Origin of the sequence: Halobaculum sp. MBLA0147 (genome assembly GCF_041361345.1) — an archaeon.
In the GTDB taxonomy this organism is placed as follows: domain Archaea; phylum Halobacteriota; class Halobacteria; order Halobacteriales; family Haloferacaceae; genus JAHENP01.
The window spans coordinates 1-23,502 of sequence record NZ_JBGKAD010000001.1 but is presented as its reverse complement, the minus strand read 5'-3'; the positions used below and the strand labels follow the sequence as shown (position 1 = coordinate 23,502).

At 70.1% G+C, this 23,502-nt stretch carries 23 protein-coding genes; 9 read left to right on the top strand and 14 right to left on the bottom strand.

The genetic code is table 11. From position 1 onward, the window contains the following. Window positions 1-145 precede the first annotated feature (145 nt). The 8 genes from RYH80_RS00115 to RYH80_RS00080 all read right to left on the bottom strand — a co-directional run bounded on the left by RYH80_RS00115 (window position 146) and on the right by RYH80_RS00080 (window position 9,539). Entirely contained in the window at window positions 146-1,402 is a 1,257-nt protein-coding gene (locus RYH80_RS00115) for an iron-containing alcohol dehydrogenase (protein ID WP_370901827.1), read from the bottom strand. A gap of 111 nt (window positions 1,403-1,513) precedes the next feature. Then, entirely contained in the window at window positions 1,514-2,551 is a 1,038-nt protein-coding gene (locus RYH80_RS00110; RefSeq protein WP_370904615.1) for a 3-oxoacyl-ACP synthase, read from the bottom strand. 110 nt (window positions 2,552-2,661) lie between these two features. Beyond that, complete coding sequence (locus RYH80_RS00105) at window positions 2,662-3,852, bottom strand: branched-chain amino acid ABC transporter permease (protein ID WP_370904614.1); 1,191 nt, start codon at window positions 3,850-3,852, stop codon at window positions 2,662-2,664. A gap of 277 nt (window positions 3,853-4,129) precedes the next feature. Then, the gene (locus RYH80_RS00100) at window positions 4,130-5,143 is read right to left on the bottom strand and encodes a branched-chain amino acid ABC transporter permease (RefSeq protein ID WP_370901826.1); all 1,014 of its coding nucleotides are present in this window, start codon (window positions 5,141-5,143) and stop codon (window positions 4,130-4,132) included. Beyond that, complete coding sequence (locus tag RYH80_RS00095) at window positions 5,140-5,877, bottom strand: ABC transporter ATP-binding protein (RefSeq protein ID WP_370901825.1); 738 nt, start codon at window positions 5,875-5,877, stop codon at window positions 5,140-5,142. Before RYH80_RS00095 ends, RYH80_RS00100 begins: the two co-directional genes overlap by 4 nt. Further along, window positions 5,874-6,776: an ABC transporter ATP-binding protein gene (locus RYH80_RS00090; protein ID WP_370901824.1), complete on the bottom strand. Its 903-nt coding sequence runs from the start codon at window positions 6,774-6,776 to the stop codon at window positions 5,874-5,876. The genes RYH80_RS00095 and RYH80_RS00090 overlap by 4 nt, the downstream gene beginning before the upstream one ends. Before the next feature lies 1 nt (window position 6,777). Further along, a complete protein-coding gene (locus RYH80_RS00085) occupies window positions 6,778-8,130 on the bottom strand; it encodes an ABC transporter substrate-binding protein (RefSeq protein WP_370901823.1) in 1,353 nt (450 codons plus the stop codon). Between the two features lie 236 nt (window positions 8,131-8,366). Further along, window positions 8,367-9,539, bottom strand: a complete 1,173-nt coding sequence (locus RYH80_RS00080; protein ID WP_370904613.1) for an Mrp/NBP35 family ATP-binding protein — start codon at window positions 9,537-9,539, stop codon at window positions 8,367-8,369. 174 nt (window positions 9,540-9,713) lie between these two features. Here RYH80_RS00080 and moaA point away from each other — a divergent pair, with 174 nt between their 5' ends. From moaA to RYH80_RS00060, 4 genes are all read left to right on the top strand, one after another. Next, a complete protein-coding gene (gene moaA / locus RYH80_RS00075; RefSeq protein ID WP_370901822.1) occupies window positions 9,714-10,679 on the top strand; it encodes a GTP 3',8-cyclase MoaA in 966 nt (321 codons plus the stop codon). Window positions 10,680-10,774: 95 nt separating this feature from the next. Further along, complete coding sequence (locus RYH80_RS00070; RefSeq protein ID WP_370901821.1) at window positions 10,775-11,044, top strand: hypothetical protein; 270 nt, start codon at window positions 10,775-10,777, stop codon at window positions 11,042-11,044. Next, entirely contained in the window at window positions 11,041-11,877 is an 837-nt protein-coding gene (locus tag RYH80_RS00065; RefSeq protein WP_370901820.1) for a beta-keto acid cleavage family enzyme, read from the top strand. Before RYH80_RS00070 ends, RYH80_RS00065 begins: the two co-directional genes overlap by 4 nt. Continuing rightward, window positions 11,874-13,403 carry an amidase gene (locus RYH80_RS00060; RefSeq protein ID WP_370901819.1) on the top strand — a complete coding sequence of 510 codons (1,530 nt, stop codon included), beginning with the start codon at window positions 11,874-11,876 and terminating at the stop codon, window positions 13,401-13,403. The genes RYH80_RS00065 and RYH80_RS00060 overlap by 4 nt, the downstream gene beginning before the upstream one ends. A gap of 91 nt (window positions 13,404-13,494) precedes the next feature. Here the strand turns inward: RYH80_RS00060 and RYH80_RS00055 are convergent, their stop codons facing one another. Beyond that, window positions 13,495-16,029 (bottom strand): tRNA(Met) cytidine acetyltransferase TmcA domain-containing protein, encoded by a 2,535-nt coding sequence (locus RYH80_RS00055; RefSeq protein ID WP_370901818.1) that lies wholly within the window; start codon window positions 16,027-16,029, stop codon window positions 13,495-13,497. 93 nt (window positions 16,030-16,122) lie between these two features. Then, entirely contained in the window at window positions 16,123-16,944 is an 822-nt protein-coding gene (locus RYH80_RS00050; protein ID WP_370901817.1) for a transcriptional regulator TbsP domain-containing protein, read from the bottom strand. Window positions 16,945-17,327: 383 nt separating this feature from the next. Here RYH80_RS00050 and rpl7ae point away from each other — a divergent pair, with 383 nt between their 5' ends. The 4 genes from rpl7ae to ndk are packed head-to-tail and all read left to right on the top strand — an operon-like array spanning window position 17,328 to window position 18,568. Next, window positions 17,328-17,690, top strand: coding sequence for a 50S ribosomal protein L7Ae (gene rpl7ae, locus RYH80_RS00045; RefSeq protein WP_370904612.1), 363 nt, complete (start codon window positions 17,328-17,330; stop codon window positions 17,688-17,690). 6 nt (window positions 17,691-17,696) lie between these two features. After that, window positions 17,697-17,924 (top strand): 30S ribosomal protein S28e, encoded by a 228-nt coding sequence (locus RYH80_RS00040; protein ID WP_370901816.1) that lies wholly within the window; start codon window positions 17,697-17,699, stop codon window positions 17,922-17,924. 2 nt (window positions 17,925-17,926) lie between these two features. Then, window positions 17,927-18,097 (top strand): 50S ribosomal protein L24e, encoded by a 171-nt coding sequence (locus RYH80_RS00035; protein ID WP_370901815.1) that lies wholly within the window; start codon window positions 17,927-17,929, stop codon window positions 18,095-18,097. Window positions 18,098-18,103: 6 nt separating this feature from the next. Beyond that, complete coding sequence (gene ndk, locus RYH80_RS00030) at window positions 18,104-18,568, top strand: nucleoside-diphosphate kinase (protein ID WP_370901814.1); 465 nt, start codon at window positions 18,104-18,106, stop codon at window positions 18,566-18,568. A gap of 158 nt (window positions 18,569-18,726) precedes the next feature. On the opposite strand, the gene RYH80_RS00025 is transcribed toward ndk, so the two are convergent. Together RYH80_RS00025 and RYH80_RS00020 are read right to left on the bottom strand one after the other, a co-directional pair. Beyond that, window positions 18,727-20,124, bottom strand: coding sequence for an RNB domain-containing ribonuclease (locus RYH80_RS00025; RefSeq protein WP_370901813.1), 1,398 nt, complete (start codon window positions 20,122-20,124; stop codon window positions 18,727-18,729). Between the two features lie 125 nt (window positions 20,125-20,249). Then, window positions 20,250-21,221 (bottom strand): transcription initiation factor IIB, encoded by a 972-nt coding sequence (locus RYH80_RS00020; protein WP_370901812.1) that lies wholly within the window; start codon window positions 21,219-21,221, stop codon window positions 20,250-20,252. Between the two features lie 259 nt (window positions 21,222-21,480). On the opposite strand from RYH80_RS00020, the gene RYH80_RS00015 reads away from it, so the two are divergent. Beyond that, window positions 21,481-22,119 carry a DUF84 family protein gene (locus RYH80_RS00015; RefSeq protein ID WP_370901811.1) on the top strand — a complete coding sequence of 213 codons (639 nt, stop codon included), beginning with the start codon at window positions 21,481-21,483 and terminating at the stop codon, window positions 22,117-22,119. Between the two features lie 289 nt (window positions 22,120-22,408). Here the strand turns inward: RYH80_RS00015 and RYH80_RS00010 are convergent, their stop codons facing one another. Together RYH80_RS00010 and RYH80_RS00005 are read right to left on the bottom strand one after the other, a co-directional pair. Then, window positions 22,409-23,029, bottom strand: coding sequence for a 30S ribosomal protein S3ae (locus tag RYH80_RS00010; RefSeq protein WP_370901810.1), 621 nt, complete (start codon window positions 23,027-23,029; stop codon window positions 22,409-22,411). Next, window positions 23,026-23,502 (bottom strand): KEOPS complex subunit Pcc1 (locus RYH80_RS00005; protein WP_370901809.1); only part of this gene is annotated, 477 nt, incomplete at its 5' end. The genes RYH80_RS00010 and RYH80_RS00005, both read right to left, overlap by 4 nt.

Genomic DNA, 23,502 nt, shown 5'->3' with positions numbered 1-23,502 from the left:
ACCCGGTCGCCCATTCGTACCGACAACTGTCTAGTAACATTTCCAAAAAAGGTTGCGGACCAGTCGCGTCGCCGCGAGACACGACGCTCGGTCGCTCCGTCCTCGCAGCGATCGACCCTCGTCGTGTCGTGGCGACGCCGTCGCGTCACCAAGCGGCCTCGAGGACGCGTCGGGCCGTCGCCGCGTCGAGATCCAGCGCGGGTGGCGCGTTGGCGGCCAGCGAGTCGGCGGCCGTCGCCGCGGCGGCCTCGTCGAGCGCGGCGGCGACCCGCTCGTCGTCCGCGGGGGCGTCGAACGCCGTCACCGTCCGGATCTCCGTCGGGAGGTCGAGCGCCGCGCGGATCGTCTCGACGCGCTCGACGACGGCGGTCACGTCCGCCACGCCGAAGGCGTCGACCAGTGGGTCGAGGTCGACACCCGCGTCGGTCATCGCACGCAACGCCGCCGGTGCGATCACGGCGTGGCCGACACCCTGCTGGACCCCGAAGGTGTCCCGCAGCGCGTGACCGAACGCGTGGAGGACGTTCAACGTCGTGCCGTCCGGGCGCGAGATTCCGTACTGTGCGAGGACGACCCCCGCGACGGCGCGGTCGACGGCGTCGGAGTCGTACCGGTCCGCGTCGTCGTCCCGGTCCGTCCGGTCGCTCGACGCCGACGGCTCGTCGCCGTCTCCGAACAGCCGCGACAGCCCGTCGTCGAGGTAGGCGACGGCACGCCGTGCGGTCGCGTCCGTGAGCGGTGTCCCGTTGGCCGCGTACGTCGACTCCAGCGCCTTGTCGAAGCCGTTCATCGCCGAGCCGGCGAGCACGCGCCGTGGTGTCGTCTCGAACAGCGCGGGATCGTACAGCACCGCCGCCGGCATCAGTGCCGGGTCGCCGACGCCGGTGGCGACGACCCGGTCGTCGAGTTCGACGGTGATCCCCGCCAGTGTCGAGAGGTCCGCACCGGCCAGCGTCGTCGGCACCGGCACGAGCGGCGTGAGTCGGTCCGTGTCGTCGGGCAGCGGAATTCCGCCCGTCTCGGCGACCGTCTCGCGTACCTCGGCGAGCGCCCGGTCGCCCGCCCGGAGCACGCTCGCGACCGTCGCCACGTCGAGACTCGACCCACCACCGACGGGGACGAACACGTCGGCGTCCGTCTCCTCGGCGCGCGCCGCCACCGCGGCGGCCGTCTCGAGGCGTTTGTCCGGCGTCGTCCCGACGTAGCTGTCGACGTGTGTCTGGCCGAGCCCCTCGTCGATCGGCGTCATCAACGCGTCGTTGGCGCCCGTGTTGTGGCCGCAGACGACGAGCGCGCGGTCGCCGCCGTGTCGCCGGACCACGTCGCCGAGGTCCGCCGCCCGCCCGCGGCCGTACTCGATCGCCGCCGGCGTGTACTCGAAGCTGAAGGCGTCTGTGTCCATCCGACTCGACGGTGGTGGGCCGGCGTCGTAAGGCTCGCGCCCGACGAGGGTGTCGCCGGCCAGGGTCGAGCGGTCCACCTCCGTCGGAGAACTGTCACCCAGAGCGACGCGTCAGCCGGTCCACTCCAGCACGGTCGCGCTCCAGGTGTACCCCGTGCCGGCGGCGAGGAACAACACCACGTCCCCCGCCGAGAGCGTCCCCTCGTCGAGCCCCGCCTCGACGGCGAGTGCCTGGTCGACGCTCTGGACGTGCCCGTACTCGTCGAGGTAGTGGTGGCCCTCGCCCACGCCGAGTTCGTCGGTGAGGTAGTCGTGGAACGACCGCTTCATGTGGGTCAGGGCGACGAAGTCCAGGTCCGCGCGGTCGTACCCCGACGCCGCCAGCGCGTCGTCGGCGACGGCGCAGAACGCCGGCGCGCTCACGTCCGCGAGTCGCTCCTTCATCCCGTCGGGGTCCGGCACGTCGAGTGTGTGTCGCCCCTCGCGGACGGTCTCCTCGCTGGGCGGCTCGACGGAGCCACCCGCCGGCATCACCACGTCGTGTGCGAAGCTCCCGTCCGTCTCCGCCGCGGACGCGCGTACCGTCGCCCGCGCCCGCTCCGCGACGGGTGGCGAGTCGGAGTCCTCGGGAGCCGTCGTCCCGTCGGCCTCCAACACGACGGCGGCACCGCCCGACCCGAAGTTGAACATGAACGAACTGTCCTCGTTCTCGTAGTCGACTAGATCCTCCTCGCGGGAGGCAGTCACCAGCAGCGCGCGGTCCACGTCGCCGATCCGCAGCTGCGCGGCCGTGTGTCGCATCGCGATCGGCGCACCGGCACACAGTGTGTACGACTCGTGTGCGTAGGCGTTCTCCGCGCCGAGGCGTTCGCACACGTCGGCGGCGGCCGACCAGACGACGTGGTCCTTGTACTCGCTGCCGTGGAACAACACCAGGTCCAGCGCCGAGGCGTCGAGGTCGGCGTCCGCCAGCGCCCGCTCGCCCGCCGTCACGCACATGTCCGTGACGTGGTCGTCGTCCGGCGGGCAGACGCGCTTCTCCCGGACGCCCATCTTCTCGACCACTACGTCTTCGGGGATGCCGCTCTGGGCGGCGATCTCAGCGCCGGTGATCGTCTCGTCGGGGACGTACGTCGCCAACCCGGTCAGGTGGACCGACCGGCCAGTGCGCTGCTCGGCGGCGTCGGCCGTGTCGGTCGCGTCTGTCGCGTCGCTCCCGCCGGTCGCGTCGGACGTGTCGGTTGCGTCGGTCGTGTCGCTCACCGGAACCACCTCCGGAGCGCGGGGATGCCGGCCGTCGCCAGCGTCCCGCCGGCGCGGTCACGCAGCGTGCCGAGCAGACCGTTCGGGACGTACAACACGAACAGGACGAACATGATCCCGACGTACAACTCTGCGTGGCCGTTGAGGAACGTGTCGATTGCCTCGGCGACGGTGACACCGCCGACGAGGTCCATCTGCAGAACCCCCTCCGGGACGGTGGCACGTAGCCACGGGAGCAGCCCGCCGCCGGAGCCGGACTTCGAGAGGAACTCGCGGACGGTCTCGTCGAACAGGCGGCCGTACAGCGGCCCGACCAGCGTGCCGAAGCCGCCGATGATCGACGCCAACAGCGCGTCCCCGGCGACGAGGAAGTAGAAGCCGTTCTCCGGCGTCACCGACCGGCGGAACGCCGCGAACAGCGCGCCGGCGACCCCGCCGAAGAACCCGGAGATCGCGAACGCACCCAGCTTGTAGCGGTACGTGTCGTAGCCGATGGCACGGGCGCGCTCCTCGTTCTCGCGGATGGCGATCATCACACGGCCGAACGGGGAGTGGACGAGTCGCTGCATGACGAAGTACGAGACGAGCACGACGACGCCGATCATGTAGTAGGACACGTCCGTCGTCGAGAACGTGATCGCCTCGCCCAACAGCGCCACCTCGTCGCCGGCCAACACGCCGACCGCGAGGTTGAGTTGGTCGACGAACGGGACGCCGATCTGGAACCCGCTCGTGCGACCGGTGACGGCGACGCCGTCCCGCGGCGCAGAACTCACGAAGTCCCAGTCGCGGACGAACACGTACAGCACCTGCGAGAACCCGAGGGTGATCATCGCGAAGTACACCCCCGAGAGCCGGAAGGAGACACTCCCGATGACGAGTGCCAACAGCGCCGCGAACAACCCCGCGAGCAGCAACAACACCATGAACGATGTCTGTGAGCCGAGGACGGTCCCGACCACCGGGAGGGTAACCGCGAGTTTCCCGTTCGCGACGAGGACGGTGAGGTACGCACCCGTCCCGTAGAAGGCCGCGTGGCCGAACGAGAGGTAGCCGGTGTACCCGGAGATGAAGTCGAACGACATCGCGAACAGCCCGAAGTACAACACCGCGATCATCGCCTCCACCTCCGGCAACACGGCGACGAACTCACCCGAGAGCGGCGAGTTCACCAGCAGCTTGTACAGCGGTGGGTACGCCGCCAGCGCCAGGATCGTCAGCAGGTGCACCCGGTGCTCGCGGGCGTACTGTCTGTACCACGGCTCCGTCCCGTCGTCGAGGATCGCCGCCGCGCCCGACTCGCTGGCGACGGCCTCGCCCGCGTCCGAGGTCGCCGTCCCGCCGTCCGTGGCGGCTCGATCGGCCTCGTCCGGCGCAGTCGCCGCTCCGTCCTCACCCGGCGCAGTCGCCGCTCCGTCCTCACCCGGCGCAGCCGTCGCGTCGTCGCCGGGTCGATCGGGGTCGCTAATGGCCCCCCACCTCCGAGACGCCGAACAGCCCCTGTGGACGCACGATCAACATCACGACCAACACGAGGAAGACGGTGATCTCCGGCAGCCCGGTGAACGCGACGTGGTTCTGGAACCACCACGTCATCGTCGCGTCGGTCAGCCCGACCAGCAGCGCCGCGACGACCGTCCCGCGGAACGTGCCGAGACCGCCGACGATGACGACGACGAACGCCGGCAACAGCGTCTCCGCCGCCAGCGGCACCGACGCCGCCCAGTTGGCGTCCCACGCCAACAACACGCCCGCGACGCCGGCGAGTCCGGTCCCGAGCGCGAAGACGACGGTGAACACGCGTCGGACGTTCACGCCCAGCGCCGACAGCATCTCGCCGTCCTCGCTGCCCGCACGGACGTACAGCCCGTACCGCGTCCGTGTCAGGAACGCCCAGACACCGGCGACGGTGAGCACGCCGAACAGGATCTCGAACAGCGCGAGTCCGTCGACGGAGACGCTCCCCAGCGCGAGGCTCTCGCCCAACACCGCCGGGCGCGTGCTCAGTGCCTCCTGCCAGTCCGAGATCGGCTGGATCCCGTAGAACAGCAGGACGATCCGCGCGAGTTCCTCCAGGATCAGCGTCACCCCGAAGGTGAGCAGGATCTGGTACAGCGGCGGGCGGTCGTAGATCGGCCGGATCAACGACACCTCCATCGCGCCGCCGAGCGCGGCGAGCGCACCGAAGGTGACCAACACCGCGAGGAAGAACGCCGCGAACCGCAGCGGGTCGCCCGCCCCGGTGCCGACGAGCAACACCGTCACCAGCCCGCCGAGGTACGCGCCGATCATCGTCAGGGCACCGTGGGCGAAGTTCAACACGCCCATGAGCCCGAAGATCAGCGTCAGCCCGGCGGTGATCATCACGTACAACGCCGCCAGCGACAACCCCTCCAGCGCGATACCGGCCAGCGTCGACGGGCGCAGGAACTCGCCGACGGCGTCCAACAACAGCGGCGCGAGTGTGAGTGGTGTCATGCAGAGAGGTACCTCCTGAGTCGGTCGGAGTCGGCCGACACCGCGTCGGCGTCGCCGCTGTCGACGACGGTGCCGTGATCGACCACGTAGAAGCGGTCCGCCAGGTCGAGTGCCAGCGGCAGGTTCTGTTCGACGAGCAACACGGTCGCCTCCTCGGCGGCGTCGGTCAGCGCCTCCGCGACCGCCTCGACGATCATCGGGGCGAGTCCCTCGGATGGTTCGTCCACCAACAGCAGGTCGTTGTCGCCGACCAGCCCGCGGGCGACGGCGAGCATCTGCTGTTGGCCGCCGGAGAGGTCACCCGCGTTCGCGTTCTGGCGGTCGCCCAGATCCGGGAACCGCTCGTACACCCGGTCGAGTGCCTCCTCTACGTCGCCGCCGTCCGGCACGGCCGCCCGGACGTTCTCGGCGACGGTCAACTGCGAGAAGACGCGCCGGTCCTCGGGGACCCACCCGACACCGCGTTCTGCGACCTCGTGGGTCTCCAGCCCGACGAGTTCCTCCCCGCGGTAGGTGATCGACCCCTCGCGTGGCGGCGTGAGCTGGAGGATCGACCGCAGCGTCGTCGTCTTCCCGACGCCGTTGCGCCCGATCAACGCGACCACCTCGCCCTCGTGGACCTCCAGGTCGACCCCTTCGAGGACGTGGCTGTCGCCGTAGTAGCTGTGGACGCCGTCGACGGACAACAGCGGGTCGCCGTCCGGCGTCGTGTCTTCCACAGTGTCGTCGCTCACGGCGACGCACCTCCGGCGTCGTCTTCGCCGTAGCCGCCGAGGTACGCGCGTTGGACCGCCTCGTCGCCACGCACCGCCTCGGGTGGTCCGTCGGCGATCACCGACCCCTGGTTGAGGACGACGACGCGATCGGAGACGTTCATCACGATGTCCATGTTGTGTTCGACCAGCAGAACGGCGTGATCCGTCGCCACGTCCTCGATCAAGGCGACGATCTCGTCGACGCTCTCCGAGGAGACGCCCGCGTTCGGCTCGTCCAACAGGAGCACGTCCGGGTCGCCCGCCAGCGCGATGGCGACTTCGAGTTTCCGCTTGGCGCCGTGTGACAGCGCCGACGCGGGTTCGTGTGCCCGCGCGGCGAGCCCGACCCGGTCGAGGATCTCGGCCGCCTCCTCGCGGTAGCGGTCCAGTTGCCCGGCGTTGCGCCAGACGTTGGCCGCGTCCGGCCCCGCCGCCTGCGCCGCGACGCGGACGTTCTCCAACACCGTACTCGTCGGGAACACGTTGGTGATCTGGTACGACCGGTGGACGCCCATCGCCGCCGTCTCGTGTGGCGCCGCGTCCGTCACGTCCGTCCACTCGGCTCCCGGGGGCGCCGCTTCCACGCCGCCGTCGGTCGCGCGCCCGTCGGTCGCGTCGCTCTCGGCAGTCGCGCCGCCGTTCCCCTCGGCGACGGTGCCGCCGTCGGCGTACGCGGCCGACCCCGCGGACTCCGTGGCGACCTCGACGACACCCGCGGACGGGGCGAGCGTCCCCGTCAGGAGGTCGAAGAAGGTCGTCTTCCCGGCGCCGTTCGGACCGATGAGCGAACACAGCTCGTCGGCGCCGAGCTCGAAGTCCACGTCGTCGACCGCGGTCAGGCCACCGAACCGCTTGGTGAGACCGCGTGTCCTGAGCATCCTACAGCGAACAGTCCACGTCGCTCTCTGGGATCGTCGCCTGGTCGCCGGCGACGGTCGACAGCGGTGCCGTCGGCTGGATCGCGGCCGCCCAGTTGTCGGCCCACTCGTCGGCCGTCGGCTCGACGCCGGCGACCGTCATCGACGAGCGCGCCTGGTTGTTGAACTCCTGGAACGTGTAGCCGTCCGCACCCTTCGGCGTCTCCGCGACCGTCATCCCGGTCAACTGGTCGACGATGTCGTCCGGCGCCGTCGAGCCGCTCTCCTCGACCGCCTGCACGAGCGCGGAGGCCGCGGTGAACGTCCCGGACGTGAACAGGTCCGGCACGGTGCCGTACGTCGAGGTGTAGGTGTCGACGAACGACTCGTTGATCTCGTTGTCGTACTGGTTCCAGTGGTACCGCGTCGTGAACGGCCCCGCCTTCACGCCGTCGAGTTTCTCCTGCGTGAGCGGCTTGCCCAACACCTTCTGGAGGATCTGCCCGACGACCGCGTTGGTGATCCGCGTCGCCAACCCACCGAACAGCCGGTAGGAGTAGTCGCCCTGCAGGAACGCGGTGAACAGGTTCGGCAGCGTCGCGACGGTGAACCCGCCGACGATCCCCTCCGCGCCCGCCTCCTCGGCGTTCGAGAGCAGGCCGTCCCACTTACTGTATCCACGCGGGACGAACTTGCGCCCGACGATCTCCACGCCGTTGTTCTCCAGTACGGTCTGGTAGTTGTTCACGACCGCACGGCCGAACGAGTAGTCCGCGCCGAAGAGGTACACCTTCGACACGTCCGTCTCGTTGGCGACGTAGGTGCCGCCGGATCGGGCGTCCATCGCCGTGTTCTCGGAGGCGCGGAACACACGCTGGTCACACGTCTCGCTGGAGCGTGTGATCGACGCCGACGCCGCCGGACCGACGAGGTACGGCGTGTCCGTCTGTTTGACCACCTGTTTGATGACGCGGTCGGCGGCCCCCGAGGAGGCACACCCGAACAGGATGTCTACCTCGTCGTCCGTGACGAGGTTCGTCGCCACCGTCTGTGCCGTGTCGGCGGAGAACTTCGAGTCTCGGACGACGAGGTCGTACGTCACGTCGCCCATCTCGACGGTCTTCTCGCCCGTCGAGGCGTCGCCGATCGGGTCGTCGCCGGACTTGTGTGCCAGTCCGGAGTAGAACCCGTACAGCGACTGTGCGCCGTAGTACTTCAGGTCTCCCGACACCGGTTGGAGGATGCCGACCGTCACCGTCCCCGAGGCGTCGTCGCTCGATCCCGTACTACTCCCGCCCGTACACCCGGCCAGTCCGGTGACGCCCGCTGCGCCCATCGCTGTCAGTGCCTGTCGTCGTGTCACGCGGTCGCTCATGTACGACTGTGTCCATCGGGTCGCCCGGCAAATACTGCGGGGTTCACATGTGAACCAGCCGCGTGTCGCTGTCGTGGTACGTCCTCGAACTGCGTTCGGTCGCCGTGGTGACCGTGCCCGTTCGCGTGACTTCGAACCGCGGTCAGTGGCCGTGGTGCCCGTGCCCGTCCGCGTGACTTCGAACCGCGGTCAGTGGCCGTGGTGCCCGTGCCCGTCCGCGTGACCCCGAACCGCGGTCAGTGGCCGTGGTGACCGTGCCCGTCGGTGTGATCGTGGCCACCCGCCGCGTGGTCGTGGCCGCCGCCGGCGTGGGGATCGCCGGCACCCGGCTCGCCACCCAGGTTCCCGTCGGGCGTGATCGCGCCGTTCGTGCTCACCTCGCGGCGGTTCACGAGTCCGGCGTTGTTGGCGACGTTCTCCGTCACGACGCGGAAGGCGTCGGCCGTCTCCGAGTGCTCCTCGAGGACCACCGGTGCGCCGTCGTCGCCCCCCGTCCGCACCGCCGGGTCCAGCGGGACGCCGCCGAGGAACGGGAGGTCGTTGGCCGCCGCGAACGCCTCGCCGCCGCCGCTGTCGAACACGTCGTGGCGCGAGCCGCAGTCCGGACACTGGAACCCCGACATGTTCTCGACGATCCCCAACACGTTCGTCTCGTGTTTCCCGAACATCCGTAACCCCTTGCGTGCGTCGTCGACGGCGACCTCCTGTGGGGTGGTGACGATCACCGCGCCCGTCAGCGGGAGCGTCTGGAGGATCGTCAGCTGCGTGTCGCCCGTCCCGGGCGGGAGGTCCAAGACGAGGTAGTCCAACTCCCCCCAGCGCACGTCCTCGACGAGTTGGGTGAGCAGCTTGTGGACCATCGGCCCACGCCAGATCACCGGGTCGTCCTCGCCGACGAGGAACGCCATCGAGATCAGCCGGACGCCGTGCTGTTCCGGGGGGATGATCGTCTCGTCTTCCGTCGCGCGCGGCCGCTCGTCGGCGTCGATCATCCGCGGGACGTTCGGCCCGTACACGTCCGCGTCGAACAGCCCGACGCGGGCACCCAACTGCGAGAGTCCCGCCGCGAGGTTCACCGCCACCGTCGACTTCCCGACGCCGCCTTTCCCAGAGGCGACGGCGATCACGTTCTGGACGCCCGGCAACACCTGTTCGTCGGCCGACAGCGTCGTCGGCACGCTCGCCGAGAGATCCACCTCGTACGAGAGGTCGTCGAGGGCCGCGCGCACGTCGCCGGCGATCTCCGTCTCCGTCGGTGCGTACGGTGCCCCGAGCGCCAACGAGACCCGCACGACGCCCGCCTCGTCGTCCACCTCGACCGCGTTCACGAGCCCCAGCGAGACGAGGTCGTCACCCAGATCCGGGTCCGTCACCTCGCCGAGCCGCTCGCGCACCGCGGTCTCCGTCACGTTCATACCCACAGTCGGTCCCTGGCGCGAATAAGGATTTCTCACCACGCCCCGCGACCGGCCGCGTGTGGAACCCTCGAACCGCTCGCTGCCCGACTCGGCGTAACCGGCGGTCGTTACACACCACCGCACTGGACCCACGAGTTGAAGTGTGCCGCTCGGGTACGTCGGGACGTGTCTGCGCCGCTGTCGGACGACTTCGGTCGCGAGGTGACGGGGGTGCGCGTGTCGCTCACCGACCGGTGTAACTTCGACTGTGTCTACTGCCACAACGAGGGACTGGGCGACACGCGCGGTCCGATGGCGGCCCGCGACGACGAGATGGACACCGACGACGTGGTGCGGTTCCTCGAAGTCGCCGCCGAGTTCGGCGTCGACTCCGTGAAGTTCACCGGCGGGGAGCCGATGTTGCGCGAGGATCTAGAAGAGATCGTCCGGCGGACACCCGACGGGATGGAGACCTCGCTGACGACGAACGGGACGTTCCTCCCCGGTCGTGCGCCCGATCTGGTGGACGCCGGTCTCGACAGGGTGAACGTCTCACAGGACGCGCTGGACCCGGAGACGTTCGCCGCGGTGACCCAGTCCGGCGCCTACGAGGAGGTGTTGGAGGGGGTACGGTGTGCGGTCGAAGCCGGTCTCGACCCGGTGAAGTTGAACATGGTCGTCTTCGAACACACGGCCGGGTACGTCGAGGGGATGGTCGAACACGTCGCCGAGACGGACGGGCTCCAACTCCAGTTGATCGAGTACATGCCGGAGTTGACCGGGCGGCCGGAGTGGAACGTCGACATCGACCGGGTTCACGACTGGCTCGCTGAGATCGCGGACCGCGTGGAGCGCCGCTCGATGCACGACCGGCGGCGCTACTGGGTCGACGGTGGGATGGTCGAGATCGTCGACCCGGTCGAGAACGAGACGTTCTGTGCGAACTGCGGCCGAGTGCGCGTCACCCACGAGGGGTACCTGAAGGGGTGTCTCAACCGCAACGACGACCTCCGCTCGATGGGCGAGATGACGAAGCCGGAGATCCGCGAGACGTTCCGCGAGACGGTCGCCGAGCGGGTGCCGTACTACGGGGAGTACCTCGTGGAAGACGACGACGGCGCCTACGTGCTCGACGAGGAGTACGTCGGGTGAGGTCGGCCGGGTCGGCTGCTCGCTCCCCGCTCCCCGGTCCCGGTCGCGTTCGCCGCCGCGGGTACGGTTAAGCCGCCGCCACGACAGTGTGTCACATGGCCTGTCCACACCTGTCGTATCGCGAGAGCGACGCGGACCACGACTTCGACACGGAACGGGCGTACTGTACCGTCGTCGGGCGGTTCGTCCAGCCGATGCGCGCGGACGTGTGCAACGAGCGGTACGGCCTCTCGCCCGCGGCCGACTGCGAGTTCTACCGCGACCACCACGGACTCGCGTGGGACGAGTCCGGCGCGGAGGCGCCGGGTGGCGGAGACGACTCGAAGAGGTCGGGAACGGAGAATTCGGGCGCGGAGGAGTCGTGACGTACGACGACTACCTCGCCGGCGAGCCGGTGATCGTCACGGCGGCGCTCACCGGCGGCATCCAGGGGAAGGAGGCACACCCGGAGCTGCCGGAGACGCCGGCGGAGATCGGTGCCGCCGCGGCCGCCTGCGAGGCGGCCGGCGCGAGCGTCGTCCACCTCCACGCGCGCCGCGAGAGCGGGGAACGAGCCTTCGCGACGGAGCGGTTCCAGGCGGTGACGGACGCCGTCCGCGAGGCGACGGACGACGTGATCGTCCAGCACTCGACCGGCGGCACCGGCGCGCCGCCGGCGGTACGCGCCGAGCCGCTGCGGACGGACCCAGCGCCGGAGATGGCGAGTCTGGACCTGGGCCCGCTGAACCGCTACGACCGGCTCACGGCCGAGAACACCCGCGACACGGTGGCTGGGCTCCACGCCGAGATGCGCGAACGGGGGATCAAACCGGAGTTGGAGGTGTTCAACGACGGCCACCTGAACGAGGCGCTGTCGGTGCTCGACGAGTTCCAGTCGCCGCCGTCGCTGACGCTGGTGTTCGGCCCCGGGACGACCGCGCCGCCGACGCCTCGCTCCGTCCTCGGAAGCGTCTCGCACCTCCCCGAGGGGGTCGAGTTCCACGTGCTCGGCTTCGGACGCCACCAACTCCCACTGACGACACTGTCGGTCCTGCTCGGCGGCCACGTCCGCGTGGGGCTCGAAGACAACCTCTACTACCGCGAGGGGGAGTACGCGAGCAACGAGCAGTTGGTGGCGCGGGCGGTGCGGATCGCCGAGGAACTCGGCCGCCCGGTCGCGTCGACCGCCGAGGCGCGGGAGATCCTGGGGTTGTCGTGACCGACCACGGAGGTGGCTCCGGCGACGGAGGCGGCGACGGAAAGGGTCGTGTGGACGGCGACGGAGAGGGTCGTGTCGACGAGTCGGATAGCGACGAGGGGGACGTGTCCGGGCTCGTCGCCGCGCTCGCCGAACGTGCGGCGTCGCTGAGAGACGACGGAGGAGACGGATCGGCTGCCCCGAGCGCCGCGACCACCCGGTTCCCGTCGGTCACACCGGTCTCGGACGAGACCCACGCGAGCGGATCTCGGGACTGGACCGACGAGTACGGGGTGTACGCGACGCGAATCGCGGACGCGCCGGCGGCGGAGACCGGGCCACTCGCCGGGCTCGCGGTGGCCGTGAAGGACAACGTCGCCGTCGCGGGTGTGACCCACCAGTTGGGACTCGACGGCCTCGACTGGGCCCCGACGCGAGACGCGACCGTCGTCCGCCGGCTCCGTGCCGCGGGGGCGACCCTGCGCGGGACCACGCGGATGGACGCCGCCGCGATGGGCGCCACGGGCGAGTCGTCCGCACGCGGGCGAACGGAGAACCCCGAAGCGCCGGGACACGTCCCCGGTGGCTCCTCCAGCGGGTCGGCAGCGGCGGTCGCAGCCGGCGCGGTCGACGCCGCGGTCGGGACGGACACCGGCGGCAGCGTCCGCGTCCCGGCGGCGTTCTGCGGGGTGGTCGGGATCAAACCCACCGTCGACCGCGTCCCGCGGACCGGCGTCGCGGACCTCGCGCCGACGCTGGACCACGTCGGGGTGCTCGCGTCGGACGTGGCGACCACCGCGCGGGTGCTCCGGGAGGTCTCCGGCGCAGATCCGCGACGACCGACGACAGCCGGCGCGACACCGCTCGGCCCGCTCCCGGACCTCGATCCGGCCGACCTGGCGGTCGTCGTGCCGGAGTCGGTCCTCGCGGTCGCCGAGCCGGGTGTGACCGACCGGTTCGAGGCGACGCTGTCGCGACTCGGCGAGCACGGGGTGACCGTCGACCGCGAGCCGTTCCCGGAGCACGCCGACGCCGAGTTCGCGAACCAACTCCACACGCTGCCGGAGTTCGCGGCCGTCGTGGACGGACGAGTGCCGGGCGGGACGGCCGCACAGACACCATCGCTGCGAGCCGCACTCGCGGCGTTCCCCGAACGGCGGTTCCCCGAGCGCGTCCGACGACTGTTGGCCATCGGCCGGGGACTCCGCGCGGAGGCTCCCGAGTCGTACGCCGCGGCCTGGCGGTTCCGCGAGCGGCTGACCGAGCGGACGCGACGGCTCCTCGCGGACGCCGACGCGCTCGTCACACCGACCGCCCCGACACCCCCGCTGCGGTTCGGCGCCGTGGGAGACGGCGACGACACGCCGTACACCGTCTCGGACCTGTTGGCGAACACCGCACCGTTCGACTGCACCGGGCAGCCGGCGGTGACGGTGCCCGCCGGCCGCGTCGACGGCCAGCCGGTCGGCGTGCAGGTGGTCACGGAGGCTGGCACCGACGAGCGTGCACTCGCCGTCGCTCGTGTTCTCGAGTCTGTGGTATCGTGAGGCGACAGCCCGTCGTGTCGTGAGGAGACGTGTCGTCGGGGCGTGGGGCGCGAGTGCCGGGAGTGGGCCACGAGTTCCGGTCGTCACTCCCTCACTCGTACCGTTCTCGCTCGCGCCGTGCGGTCTCACCGCCGAGAGCGTCCACGACGGCGACGTACGCCTCGCCGAGGGCGCGCATACACTCGCCGGTCGAGACGTACTCCAACGCCGCGGCCACGTCGTCCCAGGGCCGCGCCTGGAGCACCTTCCGCACGAGGAGGCGCTCTTCGCGCGCCGAGAGCGGGCTCGCCGTCTCTCCAGTGTCGTCGCTTCCGTCGGCGGCTCCCCGTCTCCGGGGGCCACCCAGCAGCGCCGCGACCGCGAGCCGGCGGAACGGTCGCGGGTCCGTCCCGTACAGCCCCGGTCCCGTAGCGGCCCCGACGACGATCCGCCACTCGTAGTCCGTCAACTCCGCCAGCGGCGCCGGGTCGGCGTCACAGGCCCGCAGCGTCGCGCGTACCACGTCCGGGTCGACGTTCGAGAGGCCGTCCGCCAACACGGAGCCGATCCGGTCGCGGAACCCGTCCGCGTGGCGACGGGTCAGTGCTCGACCCGCCTCTGACACCGGACGCAGCAACACCGCCGAGTGTTCGCCGCTCGTGTCGTTGCGGGTCGTCGAGAGGTGGACGGTCCGGTAGCCGTTCGTCCGCCAGAAGTCGACGACACCCGGCGTCGCGCCGAACCCGGTCCCGAGGTAGTCCGCCGGCGGGAACCCCGGGCGGTCGTCGAGGCCGTCCGCGAGGTCGGCGCGCAGCTCCGCGAGCAACCGCGAGCCGAACCCGGACCGGCGAGCCGCCTCGTGGGTGGCGATCCGCATCACCCGGTAGCCGACCGGCGCCCCCGCGTCCGGATCGCGGAGCTGTCCGGTGAGCAGGTCCGGGAGCATGTTCCCCCTGATCCGCTCCCCGCGGAAGATCGCGTCGCGGCGGGCGGCCGAGAGGCCACCCTCGCGGGCGACGAGCGCCACCGAGACGACGTGGCCGCGATCGTGTCGCTCGCCACCCTCCGAGCCGCCGGTGACGCCGCCGGGGTGGCGGCGCTGGCCGCCCACCGAGCCACCGTCGCCGCCGCTGCCGCCGACGGTCAGGGCGTGGACGGAGAGGTTCGGCGCGTCGAGCAGGCGCGCGAGATCCGTCGGCTCCGTGCGGTAGTGGGCTCGCACGAGGAGGCCGAACACCTCCCGGAGCAGGTGCTCGTCGCGCCGCAGCGCGGCCGTGTCGAGTCGGTGGTACGTCGCGGTCTCCGGGTTCGCGTCGGCGACCAGCGAGTCGGCCGCCGGGCGGGCGTCCAACACCAGCGTGCGGAACGCCCACGACTCAAGCGGATCGTCCGGCGCGTACCGGATCGGCTCGCGGAGGTGTGTCTCCGTCACGTCGTGGTCGGCGTCGGCGAGGCGGTCGCGGAACCGCACCGCGAACCCCCGACCCGCCCCCTCGTAGCCGTGGACCGTGGTGACGAACGCGACGGCGGGGGCGGCGAGCGTCTCCACGAGCCGTGCCACCGGCAACGCCGCCGCCTCGTCGACGATCACGGCGTCCGGCCCCGTCTCCGAGATCGTCTCGGCCAGCGCCGGCGGCGCGACGTACCGGACCGACCCACCCGCGTCGCTCTCGATCCCCTCGATCGGGTCCGGTGTGGTACTCTCCACTCCCGCTCGTCCGTCTGCACTGGCCCCCGCACGTTCTCGTCCGAGCGTGTCGAGCAGTTCGGCCGCCCGCTCGAACAGTGGCCCGGCGTTCGCGACGCTCGGGGCGGTGACGACCACGTCCGCGCCCGCGGCGGCCAACGAGCCCGCCGCCAGCCCGGCGACGCTCGACTTCCCACGGCCGCGGTCCGCCTCGACGACGACGACTTCGCCCGACTCGCGGAGTCGTTCGAGTCGGCGGAGCGTGCTCCCCTGGTCGGCGGTCAGGCACGCCTCGTAGGCGGCCGTCGGGAACGCCGCCGTCTGCGGGAGGGTCCCGGAACTCCGCGGCGGTTCGGTGGTCTCCCCCGTCAGCCCGTCGCGCAGGAGTCTGTCTCCGTCGGCGTCGTACACCGCCACGCCGGGGTGATCGTCGACCGTCGCCAGCAGTCGTTCGCGGAACGCGCCGCCCACGTCCGTCTCCGCGAACGGCGGGACGGTCAACCGCTCGCGGAGGTCGTCGACGGCGTCGACCCACTCCTCTGGCGGGGGAAGGACCACCACGTACAGCCCGCCGCCGGCCACCGCGCCGACCGTCTGCCCGATAGTGTTCGGCTCGACGCCGGAGAACCCGTCGACCACGATCACGTCGCGTGTCGTCCCGAGGAGGTCGTCGGCCGCGTGTGGTTCGTAGCGCGCGACTCCGTGCGGACCCCCGTCGGCGTCGGTGATCGCCGCGATGTCGACCGTGTCCGGCTCTCCCACATCGTCGTGCGCGCCTGTGTCGTCGTGACTGCCCGTCCCCCTCGCGTCGTCGTGCGTGGTAGACTCTCGGGCGGTTCTCGTGATCGTCGCGACCGCGTCACGACACGCCGACTCGTTGCCGTGACAGACGAGGAGTCGCCGCTGGTCGGTCGCCCGCGCCTCGGCGAGGAGTGCCGCGACCGCGGCATCGAGATCCATACCTCGGCTACCGCGGCGGTCCTGTTACCCCTTCCGCTCGTCCGCTCCCGTTCCGCCGCGTCCTCGCGCGTCGGTCACTCGATCTCCTGCGCGTCAGTGCAACACGTTCTGTGCGAGAACCGCCAACTGGTCGGCGTCCGCGTCCCGGTGGCGGTCGTCGGCCAGCGTGAGTCGCTGCCGCGGCCGGCCCACGTCCGTCGGCGACTTCTCCGTCTCGACGACGTCCATCTCTTCGAGGTCGTTCTTCCGGCGAGAGAACGTCGCCTTCGAGGCGACCCCGAGATCCTCGCCCCACTTCGAGACGTCGTACAACAGCAGTTCGTTCTTCGCGGCGACCAACAACGAGACGATCACCTCGTCGAGCTCGCGCGAACTCCGATCACCCTCGATGGCGTCGACGACCGTCTCGAAGTCCTCGCGAGCGGTGGCACCGAACTCGTCGGTCATCGTCTCGCGGATCGTGGTCCGACCGGGCGTCCGGAGGTCGAACGACTCCGCGTCGGCCCACTGGCCGTCCAGCGTCTCGTAGACACCGCCGACGAACGACTCCGCCGTCTCCCGCAACGCCCCAGTGTGCTCGCCGACGGCCACCGGACCGAACAACCGGTCGCCGTCGGTGAACAGCGTGCTCTCCGACACGTCGTCGGCCGCCCGGAGCGACACGTCACCCGCCTCGACCAAGTCCGCCAGCTTCGACCCGACGGTGAAGTCCTTGCGTGCGGCGCGGAGCGTCTCCGCTCGCGCCAACACGCGGACCACCGGGAGGTCGGCGTCGTGTTCCCGCCCCGCCGCCGCGAGTGCCTCGAGGAACCCGACCCACGGGTCGATCACGTACGTCACGCCCGAACACTCCCCGAGAGCGGTCGCCAGTGTCTCCCCCAGTCCCGCTCCGTGGACGTTCGTTTCTCTCTCCATGCGACAATGTACGTGATGTAGAAAGTTAAGACCATTGGGGGACGAGACGGTCTAACGGATCGAGAGTGACACGTACGCGATACGGACGAGCGTGTCTGCGGTGGCGTGATCCGAGGCGTCCGACCGACCGTCACCGTCCACCGTCGACGCACGGGAGGACACGTACACGTACCGACCGGGTCCACAACACGTCCCCGGACGACCGGCTCGATCCGCCGGACGACGGCCGTGTCGACGGTTCACAGGGGTCTCTGGAGACGAACAGTCTTTTAACCCGACCCGGCCAACCGGTGTAGTACAACCCGGGCGGGGCCGTGACCCTCTCCGTCGGTAGGGACCGACGAGCGGCGGGGAAGTCGAGCCACCCCCGGGAGTCAGCAACCATGTCAGTCTACGTCGACTACGAGACCCCGGCAGACCTCGCGGACCGAAGCCTCGACGCGCTCGAGGTGGCCCGCGACACTGGTACAGTCAAGAAGGGAACCAACGAGACCACGAAGGCGGTCGAACGCGGCAACGCGGACCTCGTGTACGTCGCCGAGGACGTCGAGCCGGAGGAGATCGTCATGCACCTCCCCGAACTCTGCGACGAGAAGGGGATCCCCTACGTGTTCGTCGAGACGCAAGACGACGTCGGCCACGCCGCCGGCCTCGAGGTCGGCTCGGCCGCGGCCGCCATCGTCCACGCGGGCGACGCGTCCGACGACGTGGAGGACATCGGAACGAAAGTCGAGGAACTCCAGTAACGAACGATGTCCGCCGAAGACGGAGGAGACGACGGCTCGCAGTCCGCCGAAGTGATCGAGATCGTCGGCAAGACCGGCATGCACGGTGAGGCCATGCAGGTCAAGTGTCGGATCCAGGAGGGCGGCAACCAGGGTCGCATCATCACCCGCAACGTCTTGGGTCCGGTCAAGCAGGGCGACGTGCTCCAGCTGCGCGAGACCCAACGCGACGCGGACTCCATCGGAGGTCAGTGACGATGCCACAGGAACGACACTGTGACTACTGCGGTGACGACATCGAGCCCGGCACCGGGACGATGTTCGTCGCCACCGACGGAGGGATCACGCACTACTGTTCCGCCAAGTGCGAGAAGAACGCCGACCTGGGTCGCGAGTCCCGCGACCTGGAGTGGACGGACGAGGAGTGATCACACGTGAGTGACACACAGCAGACGTTCGTGATGGTCAAGCCCGACGGCGTCCAGCGCGGGCTGATCGGCGAGATTATCGGCCGTCTCGAGGAGCGCGGGCTGAAGCTCGTCGCCGCGAAGTTCACCCAGCTCGACCGCGAGTTGGCCGAGGACCACTACGGCGAACACGCGGACAAGCCCTTCTTCGAGGACCTCGTCGACTTCATCACCAGCGGTCCGGTGATGGCGATGGTCTGGGAGGGTCAGGACGCTGTCCGGCAGGTGCGCAAGATGATGGGCGAGACGGACCCGGCAGAGTCCGCGCCCGGCACGATCCGTGGCGACTACGGGCTCGACCTGGGTCGCAACGTGATCCACGGCTCCGACCACGAGGACGAGGGCTCGTGGGAACGGGAGATCGACCTGTTCTTCGACGACGAGGAACTGGTCGACTACGAGCGGATCGACGAAGCCTGGCTCTACGAGTAGGGCGCTCCGTGTCCACTCACTCTCCGACACGCGACACCGCCAGCGACGGCGCCGTCGCATCTGTCCCCCCGTCGGCGTCCTCGCGCACGTCCGTCCGTCGGCGTCCGACGGCGAGACCGTTCGGCCAGTGAAGAAGTACTCGGGCCGCCCGCCGTCGGTCAGTTCGGGAGGGTGTCGGGAGCCTCGTGGGTCGCCTCCTCGGGGTCGTCGACGACCTCCAGGCCGCGATTGTTCACCGCGTACGGGTCCAACCCGAGTTCCTCCATGTGCTCTTTGTAGAGCCGTTCGGCCGTCTCGGCGTCCTTCTGGCGGTCGGAGGCGCGGTCACACAGCGCGACGAGGTCCTCGGGCACCTCGTTGGTGTGGACGATCCAGTGGTTGATCAGGTCCGAGAGCCGGCGGATGGGGGAGGTGAAGTGGCCGTAGATGTCGAAGTTCAGGGCGTGGTGGCCGCCGAAGGGGTCGTTCATGTACTTCGCGCGCGGCATCACCTTCAACACGGCCCGCTGGATCTTGTTCAGCGCGCGGCCGGGCGCCTCCTCCATCGCGGCGTTGACGGCCTTCCGCGGGTCGTCCCAGGAGTCGCCGGGGATGGAGACGCCGTTCAACTCCTGGATCTCGCGGAGGGCGTCGTTCCACTGGTCCGGCGTCGGCTGCGGGTGGACGCGGTACATCGCCTCGACGCCGCGTTCCCACATGAGCTCGTGCGTGACCGCCTTGTTCGCCTTCAGCATACACTCCTCGATGATGGTGTGAGCGCGGTCTCGCGAGGGGTTCAAGACGAGACTGCCGTCGGCCTTCCGCTGTTCGTGGAGCTGTTCGGCGATCTCGAACGCCAGCGTGTTCTCCTCGTGGAGCGGAGCCTCGGGGTCCTCCAAGCGGTTCTCACAGTCCGTGTACGTCAGCCGCTCGTCCGAGCGAATGACGGACTTGTAGATGTCCAACTCCTCGAAGGAGAGCGTCTCCTTGTCGAGTCGCATCTCGACGGTGTGTGCGAGCCGGTCCTCCTGAGGGACCAACGAGCAGACGGTCTCGGCGAGCACCGGCGGGAGCATGTGGATGGTGTACCCCGGGAGGTACACCGTGTTGCCGCGCTCGACGGCCTCCTGCCACATCGCGGAGTCCGGGTGGACGTAGTGGCTCACGTCGGCGATGTGGACCCAGAGGTGGTACTCCTCGCCCTCGTCGCGGACGCTGATGGCGTCGTCGAAGTCCTGTGCGTCCGCGGGGTCGGTCGTCCACGTCGTCAACTCCCGGAGATCCTGCCGGTCGTCGAGTTCGGCTTCGATCTCCGCCTCGACGCCCTCGGTGCGTTCTTCGGCCTCCGCGAGTACCTCTGGCGGGAACCCGTCCGCGATGCCGAACTCCTCGAAGAGGTCCTCGCGCTTCTCGGCCAGTGCCTCGTCGAGACGTGGCGTGATCTGCACCGGCCCCTGTGCCTCGGCGGTGCCGGCCGCCGCGTTCGCCTCGTCGGCGTCCGTCTCGGCACCCGCCGTGTCGGCGTCGGCCGCATCGGCGTCGGTCTCCGTCTCCGCGTCGGCCGCTGAGTCGGTCATGACACCACGTACGGCGGAACCACTTGAAGACGTTTCGGGGTGTGTCTCCGGGTGGTGTTCGGAGAAGTTGGCCGTTCGGGGTGGCGTGCGCCGTGGGCCACCCGAGGAGTGAAGACGGTCGGTGCTCAGGCTGCGAGGCCGCTCTCTGCTTCCAGCAGTTCGTGGTAGCGATTGCGGATCGTGACCTCGGAGATGTCGGCCACCTCGCTGACGGCGGCTTGCGTCGTCTTCTCGTTGGTCAACAGCGCGGCGGCGTACACCGCGGCGGCCGCCAGTCCGACGGGCGACTTCCCGGAGTGGATCCCCTTCTCCTTGGCGTTCTCCAGCAGTTCCTTCGCGCGCAGTTCCGTCTCGTCGGACAGCTCCAGGTCGGAGGCGAACCGCGGGACGTAGCTCTCGGGATCGGCGGGCTTGACCTCGAGCTTCAGCTCGCGGACGACGTAGCGGTACGTCCGCGCGACCTCGTCTTTGCCGACGCGGGACACCTCGCTGATCTCGTCGAGCGAGCGCGGCACGTCGGCCATCCGGGCGGCGGCGTAGGTACACGCCGTCGAGACGCCCTCGATCGACCGGCCCGGCAGCAAGTCCTCGTCGAGTGCACGACGGTAGATCACGCTCGCGGTCTCGCGGACGTTCTCCGGCAGGCCCAACGCGGACGCCATGCGGTCGATCTCGCCGAGTGCCTGCTTGAGGTTCCGTTCCTTGGAGTCACGGGTCCGGAACCGCTCGTTCCACTTGCGGAGGCGGCGCATCTTCTGGCGCTGGCGAGAGTCGAGCGACCGCCCGTAGGCGTCCTGGTCGCGCCAGTCGATGTTGGTCGACAGACCCTTGTCGTGCATCGTGTTCGTCGTCGGCGCACCCACACGCGACTTCTCGTCTTTCTCCTTCGCGTCGAACGCGCGCCACTCCGGCCCACGGTCGATGTCGTCCTCCTCGACGACGAGCCCACAGTCGGCACAGACGCTCTCGCCGTGTGCCTCGTCGTTGATGACCTGCCCACCGCACTCCGGGCAGTTCAGGCCCTCGTCCTGTTCCGTCTCTTCGGTCGTCGTCTCCTCGTCCCGACGCCGGGAACGAAGCGAACGTCTCTCAGTCATGGTTGATCACCGGTGCCCGGGTGACGACACGCTCTCGACCCCCCCAGGCTCTTCCGTACTGAATCACCTTCTGGAGACGGACAGTTAAATCGGTCGGAGTGGCCGTGCCGAGTCGTCGGTGATACTACCGAGAGGCCACCCAGAGAGGCCGTTAGTATTATTATTCCGTTCTCTCGGCGGCCACACGCAACCGCCGCCGGTCGGAACGTGTGGTTCCGCGGTCGTCAGACTCTCGCCGGTGGCCGTCGGAGTCGGGTGTATGCACGTCGGAGTCGGGTCGGGGAACCCGGTGAAACGCGCTGCGACGGAGCGAGCACTGACGAGCGACCACGACGCGTTCGGCGTCGAGGCGACCGTCGAGACGGAGCCGGTCCCGTCGGGTGTCTCCGAGCAGCCGCGTGGCCACGAGGAGACGCGCCGTGGGGCGGTGACGCGAGCCGCTGCGGTACTCGCGGCCGGCGAGTACGACCTCGGCGTCGGCATCGAGGGTGGCGTCGTCGACGCCGACGAGGCGGTGGCGCCGGTCGCGGACGCCGTCACCGCGGCCGCCGAGGCGGGCGAGACGGGGGGTGTGGCAGCCGCGGGAGGCGACAGTGGCGACGCCGCCCCGCCGGGTGGTGACGACCTGAGGCTCGTGATGTGGGCGGCCGTCACGGACGGCGAGCGGACCGAAGTCGCCGCCGGGCCGTCACTCCCGCTGCCGCCGGTGGTCGCCACGCGGGTCCGCGACGGGGAGGAGCTCGGTCCGGTGATGGACGACGAACTCGACGAGACCGGCGTCGCACGCGACCGCGGGGCTGCGGGTGTCGTCACCGGCGGGCGTGTGGACCGCGAGGCCGCGTTGGCCGCCGCCGTCGCGGGTGCGCTCGGTCCGTTCGCCGCGACCGAAGTCTGGTGAGCCGGGCCGTCGTCGGGCGGCCGGCGGGTCCGTCGGGCGCCTACCGTCTTCGTCGGGCGCACACTGGCTCTGTCGAGCGCCCACCGCCTTCGTCGGGCGCACACTGGCTCTGTCGACCGCCCACCGCCTTCGTCGGGCGCACACTGGCCCTGTCGACCGTCTCTCGGCGTCGTCACTCTCGGATCGACGCGAAGAAGTGATCGCGGGTCGCGACGCCACGGCGCGTCACCGCACCGCCGTGGTGTCGTCGGTCGTCGAGTGTCGCCGCGCGTTGGCTGTCGCCGACTCGTCACTCGGCGACGTCCGCCGAGGCCTCCTCCTCGGCGGCGATCTCCTCGGGGCGCGCCTCCAGCGTCAGCTTCTGGACTTCGGCGCGACGCAGCGGGTAGACCTCCTTCCCCTCGCCGTAGACGGCCGAAGAGAGCCGTCCCTCGACGACGGAGTCGACGAACTCCTCGAAGTCGCGCTCCTCGGCGGCCTCCTCGACGAGGTCGATCATGATCCGGCGGATGGCCTGCTCTTGGGAGCGGTCGGCCTTCTTCGTCGTGAACGCCACCGGCTGGACGCGGATGCGGTAGTCGTCCGTCGTCCGGACGGTGACGACCGCCTTGATCTTCGAGGCGCCGCGGCGGACCAGCGAGCGCAGGTAGTCGCGGGTCAGCTCGTGCTCGACGAACTCCGTGTACGCCGAGTCACTGCCCACGTCCGTGATCTTGAACGTGAGCTTCGTGTTGTTCTGCCCCTGATCGCCGTCGATGTCGCCCAACGTCGTCTCGACGGTGCGGCCGACGACGTCTTCGGGTTCCGCGGCGAGTGTTTCGCCCAACTCCGCTCGGTCGAACTGTTCCGGTGCCAGGATCGTGTACCACCGCTTGCCCTGGCGCTGTGGTGAGACTGATCGTTCGCTCATGTGTCTGTGTCGTGTGTGTCTGTCTGCGTGTCGGTCGTCCGCGCTGTACCACTCGTCGCCGTCTCCGCGTCCGTCCTCGTGTCTGTCTCCGTCCCCGTGTCGTCCGAGTGCGCCTCATCCGTCTCGCGTGTCTCGGCGTCGACCGCCGCGACGACGGCCCGCGCCGTCTCGAGGTTCACGACGTAGTCGTCGACCGACGACTGGAGCCCGCCGGTCGTCTCGCGGCGTAAGACGGTCCGTACCGTCCCGCCGTCGACCGTCGTCTCCACGTCGGCGGTGTTGTCCGGTGCCACCGCCGCGGCGACGACGCCGGCCGTCGCCGCGTCGCCGTGGTCCGTCTCCACGGTCGCGGTTCGCCTCGGCGGCGTCACACCGGACGCCACGTCGGCGTCGGCGGGCCCCGCGTCGGTGTCGTCGGACACCGCACCGTCGTCGGCACGTCCGTCGACGACGCCGTCGTCCGTCCCCGTCAC

Coding starts and splice junctions, on each gene's coding strand:
- RYH80_RS00040 (WP_370901816.1), top strand. CDS start 17,697: ATGTCCGCCGAAGACGGAGGAGACGACGGCTCGCAGTCCGCCGAAGTG.
- RYH80_RS00085 (WP_370901823.1), bottom strand. CDS start 8,130: ATGAGCGACCGCGTGACACGACGACAGGCACTGACAGCGATGGGCGCA.
- RYH80_RS00015 (WP_370901811.1), top strand. CDS start 21,481: ATGCACGTCGGAGTCGGGTCGGGGAACCCGGTGAAACGCGCTGCGACG.
- RYH80_RS00035 (WP_370901815.1), top strand. CDS start 17,927: ATGCCACAGGAACGACACTGTGACTACTGCGGTGACGACATCGAGCCC.
- RYH80_RS00020 (WP_370901812.1), bottom strand. CDS start 21,221: ATGACTGAGAGACGTTCGCTTCGTTCCCGGCGTCGGGACGAGGAGACG.
- RYH80_RS00070 (WP_370901821.1), top strand. CDS start 10,775: ATGGCCTGTCCACACCTGTCGTATCGCGAGAGCGACGCGGACCACGAC.
- RYH80_RS00055 (WP_370901818.1), bottom strand. CDS start 16,029: ATGGATCTCGATGCCGCGGTCGCGGCACTCCTCGCCGAGGCGCGGGCG.
- RYH80_RS00025 (WP_370901813.1), bottom strand. CDS start 20,124: ATGACCGACTCAGCGGCCGACGCGGAGACGGAGACCGACGCCGATGCG.
- RYH80_RS00115 (WP_370901827.1), bottom strand. CDS start 1,402: ATGGACACAGACGCCTTCAGCTTCGAGTACACGCCGGCGGCGATCGAG.
- RYH80_RS00010 (WP_370901810.1), bottom strand. CDS start 23,029: ATGAGCGAACGATCAGTCTCACCACAGCGCCAGGGCAAGCGGTGGTAC.
- RYH80_RS00100 (WP_370901826.1), bottom strand. CDS start 5,143: ATGACACCACTCACACTCGCGCCGCTGTTGTTGGACGCCGTCGGCGAG.
- rpl7ae (WP_370904612.1), top strand. CDS start 17,328: ATGTCAGTCTACGTCGACTACGAGACCCCGGCAGACCTCGCGGACCGA.
- RYH80_RS00050 (WP_370901817.1), bottom strand. CDS start 16,944: ATGGAGAGAGAAACGAACGTCCACGGAGCGGGACTGGGGGAGACACTG.
- RYH80_RS00090 (WP_370901824.1), bottom strand. CDS start 6,776: ATGCTCAGGACACGCGGTCTCACCAAGCGGTTCGGTGGCCTGACCGCG.